The 8,786-nt window shown below is 69.8% G+C and carries 8 protein-coding genes; 7 read left to right on the top strand and 1 reads right to left on the bottom strand.

All coding sequences use genetic code 11. The features are described from left to right. On the top strand, positions 1 to 1,607 hold a 1,607-nt coding region (gene mltG, locus VFB40_RS21925), incomplete at its 5' end, for an endolytic transglycosylase MltG (protein ID WP_324853608.1). A gap of 48 nt (positions 1,608 to 1,655) precedes the next feature. Continuing rightward, entirely contained in the window at positions 1,656 to 2,501 is an 846-nt protein-coding gene (locus tag VFB40_RS21920; RefSeq protein ID WP_324853606.1) for a shikimate dehydrogenase, read from the top strand. A 67-nt stretch (positions 2,502 to 2,568) separates the two neighbouring features. Here the strand turns inward: VFB40_RS21920 and VFB40_RS21915 are convergent, their stop codons facing one another. Next, entirely contained in the window at positions 2,569 to 4,185 is a 1,617-nt protein-coding gene (locus tag VFB40_RS21915) for a DUF6882 domain-containing protein (protein ID WP_324853604.1), read from the bottom strand. A 198-nt stretch (positions 4,186 to 4,383) separates the two neighbouring features. On the opposite strand from VFB40_RS21915, the gene aroC reads away from it, so the two are divergent. The 5 genes from aroC (at position 4,384) to nusB (ending at position 8,358) form a co-directional block, all read left to right on the top strand. Continuing rightward, on the top strand, positions 4,384 to 5,625 hold the full coding sequence (aroC, locus tag VFB40_RS21910; protein ID WP_324853602.1) for a chorismate synthase: 1,242 nt from the start codon (positions 4,384 to 4,386) through the stop codon (positions 5,623 to 5,625). Next, on the top strand, positions 5,622 to 6,125 hold the full coding sequence (locus tag VFB40_RS21905) for a shikimate kinase (RefSeq protein WP_324853600.1): 504 nt from the start codon (positions 5,622 to 5,624) through the stop codon (positions 6,123 to 6,125). Before aroC ends, VFB40_RS21905 begins: the two co-directional genes overlap by 4 nt. Beyond that, positions 6,122 to 7,198, top strand: coding sequence for a 3-dehydroquinate synthase (gene aroB, locus VFB40_RS21900; RefSeq protein ID WP_324853598.1), 1,077 nt, complete (start codon positions 6,122 to 6,124; stop codon positions 7,196 to 7,198). Before VFB40_RS21905 ends, aroB begins: the two co-directional genes overlap by 4 nt. Before the next feature lie 160 nt (positions 7,199 to 7,358). Further along, on the top strand, positions 7,359 to 7,922 hold the full coding sequence (gene efp / locus VFB40_RS21895; RefSeq protein ID WP_324841426.1) for an elongation factor P: 564 nt from the start codon (positions 7,359 to 7,361) through the stop codon (positions 7,920 to 7,922). A 1-nt stretch (position 7,923) separates the two neighbouring features. After that, entirely contained in the window at positions 7,924 to 8,358 is a 435-nt protein-coding gene (nusB, locus tag VFB40_RS21890) for a transcription antitermination factor NusB (protein WP_324853596.1), read from the top strand. Positions 8,359 to 8,786: the final 428 nt, after the last annotated feature.

Raw genomic sequence — 8,786 nt, 5'->3', positions numbered from 1 at the left:
CGAGCGACCCGTACTCGTCCGGCGGCTATACGCGCCCGACCCGCGACGGTTACTCGAGTGGCGAGTACCAGCCCGTCGACCGTGACCCGCGCCGCCGCAGTGGCGAATACCCGACCACCGGTGGCGGCTACGAGACTGGCGCCCAGACGCCAGGCAGCAGCTATCCGGCGGCCGGCCGTGGCGCCCCGGGACGCGGCCCGGCGAGCACGCAGTCGCAGATGCGGGTCCAGGACCCGTACGCGCGCCGCGGTGGTCCGGCTCCTGACACGTCCAACGACTACGCGCAGTACGAGGACGATGACGAATTCCCCGGCGCGTCGCGGTCCCCGCGCCGTTCCCCGGGTTACCCCGGCGAGGCCGGAAACCGCGCCGAAGCTCCGTCGCCCCGCAATCGCCGCCGTGGCGGCGAACCCGCCGACGCCGTGCCCGAGGAGCAGCCGCCGAACGACGGCCGCTTCAGCCTGATCGACGACGAGGACGGGGAAGAGCCCGGCTCGGGCCGCGGCGGCAAGAAGCAGAAGAAGGGCCGCAACTGCCTCGCCGTCTTCATCGCCTTCTCGGTGATCGCCGGCGGCCTCGGCTACGGTGGCTACAAGGGCGTGCAGTGGTATCAGAGCAAGTACGGCGCGCCGCCGGACTACATCTCGACCACGGGCACCGGCGCGAAGATCGACGTCACGATCCCGTCCGGCTCCGGCGGCCGCACGATCGGCGGCATCCTGTTCGACGCGGGCATCATCAAGAGCCAGCGGGCCTTCACCAACGCCTGCAACTCCGACCCGAAGTGCGGCAACATACAGGCCGGCACCTACCTCCTGCCCAAGGGCATCAGCGCCGCGAGCGCGATCACCGACCTGCTGGACCCGAAGAACCAGGACAGCAAGTCGCAGCTGATCACCTATGGCGGCGAGCGTGCCTCCCAGATCTTCGCCGCGCTGGAGACCAAGACCGGCTGGAAGGACGCGGACGTGCGCGCCGCCATCGCCGGCGGCCAGATCGACCTGCCGTCCTGGGACACCGGCCAGCCCGGCGCGAAGTTCCCGTACGCCCACATCGAGGGCTTCATCGCGGCCGAGACGTACGTCCTGACCGACTTCAAGTCGCCCACGGCGCTGCTGAAGAAGATGGTCGACGACCAGATGGCGGTCTTCAACCAGGAGAACCTGGTCGCCAAGGCGGCCGGACTCGGCCTGACCCCGTACAAGCTGCTGATCATCGCCTCGCTGGCGCGCGCCGAGGCCGGGTCGAACACCGCCGACCTCAACAAGATCGCCGGAGTGGTGTTCAACCGGTTCAACAACCCGGCGCTGTTCGCGCACCTGGGCTTCGACACCTCCACGCTGTACGGCATGGGCAACGTCGGCACGGTACCGAACAACAAGGACACCACGAACCCGTACAACACCAGCGTCTTCGGTATCAAGGGGCTGCCGCCGAGCCCGATCGACAACCCCGATCAGGCGTCGGTCGACGCGGCCATAAACCCGAACCGGGCCAACAACTACCAGTACTTCTGCGCCACGCCTGACGGTGTCATGTACGCGGCGAACAACACGCAGTGGCAGCAGCTCGGCCAGAAGTACAAGGGGCTGTGCGGATCGAAATGATGACCTTGGCGCGATGGAAGGGGCGGTACGACGCCGCATGACGACCGCATGACGACGGCTTATCGCGCTGCGGTACTCGGCTCACCCATCGCGCATTCGCTCTCGCCTGTACTGCACCGGGCCGCGTACCAGCGGCTCGGTCAGAGCGGCCGAAGCTACGAGGCGTTCGATGTGGACGAGGCTGCGCTGCCGGGGTTTCTCGGCGGGCTCGACCTGACCCAGTGGTGTGGCCTGTCGCTGACCATGCCGCTCAAGCGCGCGGTCATGCCACTGCTCGACGCGGTGAGCGAAACCGCGCTCACGGTCGAGGCCGTCAACACCGTGCTGTTCGGTCAGGACGGCGCCCTGAGCGGCGAGAACACGGACGTGCCTGGCTTCGTCGCCGCATTCGCGGAGCGCGGGATCACCGCTGCGGATACGGCGGCGGTTCTCGGCGGGGGCGCTACCGCCGCGTCCGCGCTCGCGGCGCTCTCCTCGATCGTCGAAGGCGGCAGCGTTGATATCTACGTGCGCTCGCTGGCCCGGGCCGACGAATTGCGGCCGGTTGCGGAGCGCTTAGGCATCGAACTGCGCGTTCACGGCTGGGACGGCGCGGTTACCGCACTCGCTAGCCCGCTTGTCGTCAACACGACGCCTGCGGGCGCCGCCGACGAACTGGCCGAGAGCGTGACCAAGCCTGTGGGCACGCTCTTCGACGTGATCTACCACCCCTGGCCGACGCGCCTCGCTGCCGCCTGGCAACAGGCGGGCGGCACGGTGCTCGGCGGACTCGATCTGCTTATCCACCAGGCCGCGCTACAGGTGGAGCTGATGACCGGAGCCGATCCGGCACAGCGCGACAAGGTGGTCGCGGCCATGCGGGAAGCCGGGAGCGCAGCGCTCGGCGAACGCTGACTGTGGGGCCCGGGTGCCGCGTGCGGCAGCTGGCTCATACGCGTCGAGCGCCGTGGCTCGGGCACCATCACCTGTGCAGCGACAGACCGGTGAGCTGACCGTCCGCTGCGAACTCCACCGTGAACGAACCGATGCCCTCGGCCGCAACCACGATGCCTCCCGGCACGCGACTCCACTCCCAGCCGTGGTGCTCGACGTATCCGAGCACGCACTCGGCCGCGTCCTCTCCGAACGTCGCGGCGCCTTCCATCACGAAGCGCGGTACCGTGCCGAGCCGAGGTACCGCGCTCGGTACCGAGGGATCGCAGACCACGTAGTACACGCGTGCCCCGCCCTCTCCGTCCGGGCCGGAGTGCCCGATGTAGCCGCGCGCGCCCAGCATCCCCATGGCGGTCCAGGCAAGCATCTCCGCGGCGTCCTGAGGGCTGTCAGGCGCGTCCGCGATGCCCACGAGGCCGAAGGCCGCGGTGACGAACTCTGCGATGCCCTCGCGCTCGCCAAGGGCGCGCAACCGCCGGGCCTGCTCGGTGATCGCCGAGTTCTGCCCCCAGCTCGACGGATCGGCCCAGGCCCAGGTCCAGACGCCCGCCGGAGAGAGCGTGCCGAGGGCGTCGACCGCGAACTCACGACCGGACTGCCGATACGTCCGCGTCGCGTGATCAACGGACCACTCGCCGAGCGGCAGATAGGCCAGGAACGTCTCCAGCTGCTCGGTAATCCACGCCGCATGACGATTGCCCACGGCGTTGAAGCCCGCGCTGAACTCGATCAGGTTCACCGCTTCCGGCGGAGCCGAAGCCACGGGAGCGACCGGATCGGTGTGAACGGTCGGTCCGCCCACGCTGTCTTGCGCCTGGTGCGCTTGCTGCGGTGCGTGCATCGGAGTCCGCGGGGGCACGTGCGGCGGTGCCGGTGGGTGTGCCTGCTGTGCGTTAAGCGTCGCGACGATCTGCGCGGCGGCGGCTTGCACAGCCTGCGGGTGCACCGGCGCGAGCGTGTACTGGCGAGACCTGATGTGCGCGAGCAGTTCCGGTTGCGGCGGAAGCTGGTAAAGACTCAGGTAGTAGCCCACAGCCGCCGGCCAGATCCACGTGCCGTCGCTGTGGAACGCGCGCGGCACGTTCGGCGGCGCGCCCGGCACCAGTTCGTCACGTGTTGTCCCAGGTGCGGAAAGCACGACGGGGGCTCGGGTCAGGTACGCCTGGAGCGCCGGTACCTCGCGTGGATCGAGGTTCTGGCGATTGATCAACGGGCCGCCATCGGGCTTGACGCCATCGAAGACGCGCGCCACCGGAAAACCTGCCTGCCGCTGGGCCTGAGGGTCGTGTGACGCCTGCTGTTGCTGCGGCGGCATCGGCCTGACCTGCTGAGTCTGCGGCGCCTGCGGAGTCCCCTGCGGCATGTGCTGCGGCGGCCCCTGCTCGTGCTGCATCGGCACACCCGAACTCGACGGCGCGCTCTCAGTCCCTTGCCGAACCGGGCTCGTGCCCGGCGCGAACGCACCCAGGCTCGGATCGATCGGCGGCGGCAGCAACGGCGGCAGGGACCCCGAGCCGGCGCCCGCATCCCGGCCATCAGGCTGCTGCGACGCCAGAACCGCATCGTGGTACACCTGCGGCGTCGAGCGCGCCAAGCTCCCCGCCCCCGTGGCTCCCGCCCCGCCGAAGCCCGCTGTGCTGGACATCCGCACTCCCAACCTCGCCGCACGCATCGCCGTTGAGGGACGGGTCAGTCTCCCATCGGGCCGCCCGCCGAACAACTCGCGGAGCCCACCGACGGCCGAACCAGGGGACCTGACAAAGTCGCCGGAAAAAGTCAGACCATATCCCGGCCTGTGGACAACCTTTTCCGCCAGCCGAGCACTCCGTGAAATGATCGGGGCATGTTGCGTTGGCTCACCGCAGGCGAATCGCACGGTCCCGCGCTCGTCGCGATCATCGAGGGACTGCCGGCCGGCGTGCGCACGTCCACCAAGGCGGTCTCGGACGCGCTCGCCCGCCGCAGGCTCGGCCACGGCCGCGGCGCCCGGATGAAGTTCGAGCAGGACGAGGTCGCCTTCCTCGGCGGCGTGCGGCACGGCCTGACCCAGGGCGGCCCGATCGCGGTGCGCATCGGCAACAGCGAGTGGCCCAAGTGGGAGACGGTCATGGCCGCCGACCCGATCGCCGGCCCCGCCTCGCTCGACGAGGTGGAGCCCGGCTCCGCCGAGTTCTCCAGCACCGGCTCCGGCCAGGCCCGCAGCGCCCCGCTCACCCGGCCCCGCCCCGGCCACGCCGACCTGGCCGGCATGCAGAAGTACGGGTTCGACGACGCGCGGCCGGTCCTGGAGCGCGCCAGTGCCCGGGAGACCGCCGCCCGCGTCGCGCTCGGCGACGTGGCCCGCGCCTTCCTCGACCAGGCCGCCGGAATCCACATCGTCTCCCACGTCGTGCGGCTCGGCCCGATCGCCACCCCCGACGGCCTGCAACCCGGCCCCGGCGACCTCGAACGCGTGGACGCCGACCCGGTCCGCTGCTTCGATCCGGGCACCAGCGCCGCGATGGTCGCCGAGATCGACGCCTGCCACAAGGCCGGCGACACCCTCGGCGGCGTCGTCGAGGTCCTCGTCTACAACCTGCCGCCCGGCCTCGGCAGTCACGTGCACTGGGACCGGCGGCTCGACGCCAGGCTCGCCGCCGCGCTGATGAGCATCCAGGCGATCAAGGGCGTCGAGCTCGGCGACGGCTTCGGCCTCGCCGCGGTCCGCGGCTCCCTGGCCCAGGACGAGATGGACCCCGGCCGCCCCGGCGTGCGCCGCCGCACCGGCCACTCCGGCGGCACCGAGGGCGGCATGTCCACCGGCGAGGTGCTGCGGGTGCGCGCCGCGATGAAGCCGATCTCCACCATCCCGCGCGCGCTGGCCACCATCGACACCGCCACCGGCGAGTCCGCCACCGCGCACCACCAGCGCTCCGACGTGTGCGCCGTGCCCGCCGCCGGCGTCGTGGCCGAGGCCATGGTCGGCCTGGTCCTCGCCGAGGCGGTGCTGGAGAAGTTCGGCGGCGACTCGGTGACCGAGACCGCGCGCAACGTCGCCGCCTACCTGGCCGACGTGCAGGCCCGCGGGCTCGAGGTGCTCCGGTGAGCCCGCGCGTGATCATCGTCGGCGCCCCCGGCTCCGGGAAGAGCACCGTCGGCCCGCTGATCGCCGACCGGCTCGGCGTCGCCTTCCGCGACACCGACGCCGACGTCGAGGCCACCGCCGGAATGACGATCTCCGAGCTCTTCGTCGAGAAGGGCGAGCCCTACTTCCGCGACCTGGAGGCCGAGGCCGTCCGCACCGCCGTCGCCACCCACGAAGGAGTGCTCTCCCTCGGCGGCGGCGCGATCATGCGCGACGAAACCCGACAGGTCCTCGCCGGCCAACACGTCGCCTATCTCGAGGTGAACCTGGCCGAGGCCGCCCGCCGGGCCGGCCTGAGCACCGCCCGCCCGCTCCTGCTCGGCAACGTGCGCGGCCAGCTCGGCCAGCTGCTCGACCAGCGCCGGCCGCTCTACGAGCAGGTCGCCACCATCACCGTCTCCACCGTCGACCGCACCCCCGAAGAGGTCGCCGACCTGATCGTCAAGGAGCTGCCGGCATGACCGACTCGACCACCGTCAAGGTCGGCGGCGAGAACCCCTACGACGTCGTCATCGGCACCAACCTGCTCGGCGAACTGCCCGCGCTGCTCGGCAGCAAGCCCGCGCGCGTCGCGGTCATCCACCCCAAGGCGCTGGCCGCCACCGCCGAGGCGATCCGCGCCGACCTCGACGTCACCTACGAGGCCGTGACCGTCGAGGTGCCCGACGCCGAGGAGGCGAAGTCCGCTCAGGTCCTCGCCTACGTCTGGTCGGTGCTCGGCCAGGCCGGCTTCACCCGCACCGACGCGATCGTCGGCGTCGGCGGCGGAGCCACCACCGACCTGGCCGGGTTCGCCGCCGCCACCTGGCTGCGCGGCGTACCCGTGGTGCAGATCCCGACCACGCTGCTCGGCATGGTCGACGCCGCGGTCGGCGGCAAGACCGGCATCAACACCGCCGAGGGCAAGAACCTGGTCGGCGCGTTCCACCCGCCCGCGGGCGTGCTGTGCGACCTCGCCGCGCTGGAGACCCTGCCGCGCAACGAGTACGTCGCCGGCCTGGCCGAGGTGGTCAAGTGCGGCTTCATCGCCGATCCGGCCATCCTCGAGCTGATCGAATCAGACCTCGAAGCGGCCAAGTCCCCGCAGGGCCCGCACACCCACGAGCTGATCCGCCGCGCCGTCCAGGTCAAGGCCGATGTGGTCTCCGCCGACCTGAAGGAATCCGGGCTGCGGGAGATCCTCAACTACGGCCACACCCTGGGCCACGCCATCGAACGCAACGAGCGCTACCAGTGGCGGCACGGCGCCGCCATCTCGGTCGGCATGGTCTTCGCCGCCGAGCTCGGCCGCCTGGCCGGCCGCCTCGACGAACCCACCGCGCAGCGGCACCGCGACCTGCTCGGCGCGCTCGGCCTGCCGCTCACCTACCAGGCGGACGCCTGGCCGAAGTTGCTCGACGCCATGCGCATCGACAAGAAGTCCCGGGCCGACCGCCTGCGCTTCATCGTGCTGCAGGGCCTGGCCAAGCCGACCGTCCTCGAAGCCCCCGACCCGCAGCTGCTCGCCGCCGCGTACGCCGAGGTCTCCGCCTGACGCAAGCGCGGGCCGCGCAAACGCGCCGACCGCCGCGTGCCACCGCCCCCGTCGCACCACCGGTCGCCCCAGTTCGGCGGCAATCGGGCCGTTGCCCGGACGGTAGACTTGTCGGCTGGCAATCAGATCAGAGTAGTCTCACGCTAGGAGTCACCCGGCCGTGGCCTCGACCAACGACCTCAAGAACGGCATGACGCTCAATCTCGACGGCGAGCTGTGGAATGTCGTGGAGTTCCAGCACGTCAAGCCCGGCAAGGGCCCGGCGTTCGTGCGCACCAAGCTCAAGCACGTGCTGACCGGCAAGGTGGTCGACAAGACCTTCAACGCCGGCATCAAGGTCGACACGGCGAACGTCGACAAGCGCACGATGCAGTACCTGTACAAGGAGTCCACCGACTTCGTGTTCATGGACACCGACACCTACGACCAGATCCATGTCCCGGCCGAGACGGTGGGCGACGCCGCGCACTTCCTGCTCGAAAGCGCCGAGGCCACCGTTGCGACGCACGACGGCGTGCCGCTGTACGTCGAACTGCCGGCGGCCGTCGAGCTCGTGATCACGTACACCGAGCCCGGCCTGCAGGGCGACCGCTCGACCGGCGGCACCAAGCCGGCCACCGTGGAGACCGGTTACGAGATCCAGGTCCCGCTGTTCATCTCCACCGGCGAGAAGGTCAAGGTGGACACCCGCGACGGTAAGTACCTCGGCCGGATCAACAGCTGACGTGGCGACCAGGAGCAAGGCGCGGCGGCGCGCCCTCGAGGTGCTCTTCGAGGCGGACCTCAAGGGCGTGAACCCGTCACGCGTCCTGGCCGACCGCGTGGCCAGGTCCCAGCAGGCGACCGCGCAGGACACCGACCCGCGCATCGGCGAGTACGCGATCGAGCTGGTCAACGGCGTGGTCGAGCATCTGGAGCGGATCGACTCGCTGATCGAGACCTACTCGATCGGCTGGCCGCTCGACCGGATGCCGGCGGTGGATCGCAATGTGCTGCGTCTCGGCCTGTTCGAACTGTTGTGGGGCACGGACGTGCCCGAAGTGGTCGCCATCGACGAGGCGGTCTCGCTGGCTCAGGAGCTGTCCACGGCGGACTCCCCGCAGTTCGTCAACGGTCTGCTCGATCGGCTGCGCGAACTGAAGCCGACACTTCAGCGCTGACCGGGATGGCTGGATCCGAGCGCATCTGACTTGACGTCAGTTCCGGCCAGGCGTAGCGTAGTTAGACGTCGCCGAGTGCGGATCAGTGCAGCGCATGTTGCCGATGATCACACTGGCGAACTCCCTTCCTCCTCCTTTCGGATTCGCTTCCGAGGCTTCGCAATCGCGAAGGATTCGGGTGCTGCTGCTTTCTCGTGAAGCGGTGGAAAAGCAGTCGGAAAGATCTGGTAGAGTAGGGATCACCGAAAGAGAACACCTCTCCGGAGCCGAAAAACTCCGGGGAAGCGGTGTCTGTTTCTTGAGAACTCAACAGTGTGTCGACATTTTTGTCTGTGGTGCCATTTATGTTTTGGATGGCTGTTGTCCCGACCCCCGTCGGGACGGATCAGCCAGGTTATCGAATGATCTTTTTTGGAGAGTTTGATCCT

This window comes from Actinocrinis sp., from assembly GCF_035650855.1.
Classification (GTDB): domain Bacteria; phylum Actinomycetota; class Actinomycetes; order Streptomycetales; family Catenulisporaceae; genus Actinocrinis.
The sequence above is the reverse complement of the archived record's forward strand: the minus strand, read 5'-3'. Positions and strand labels throughout refer to the sequence as shown.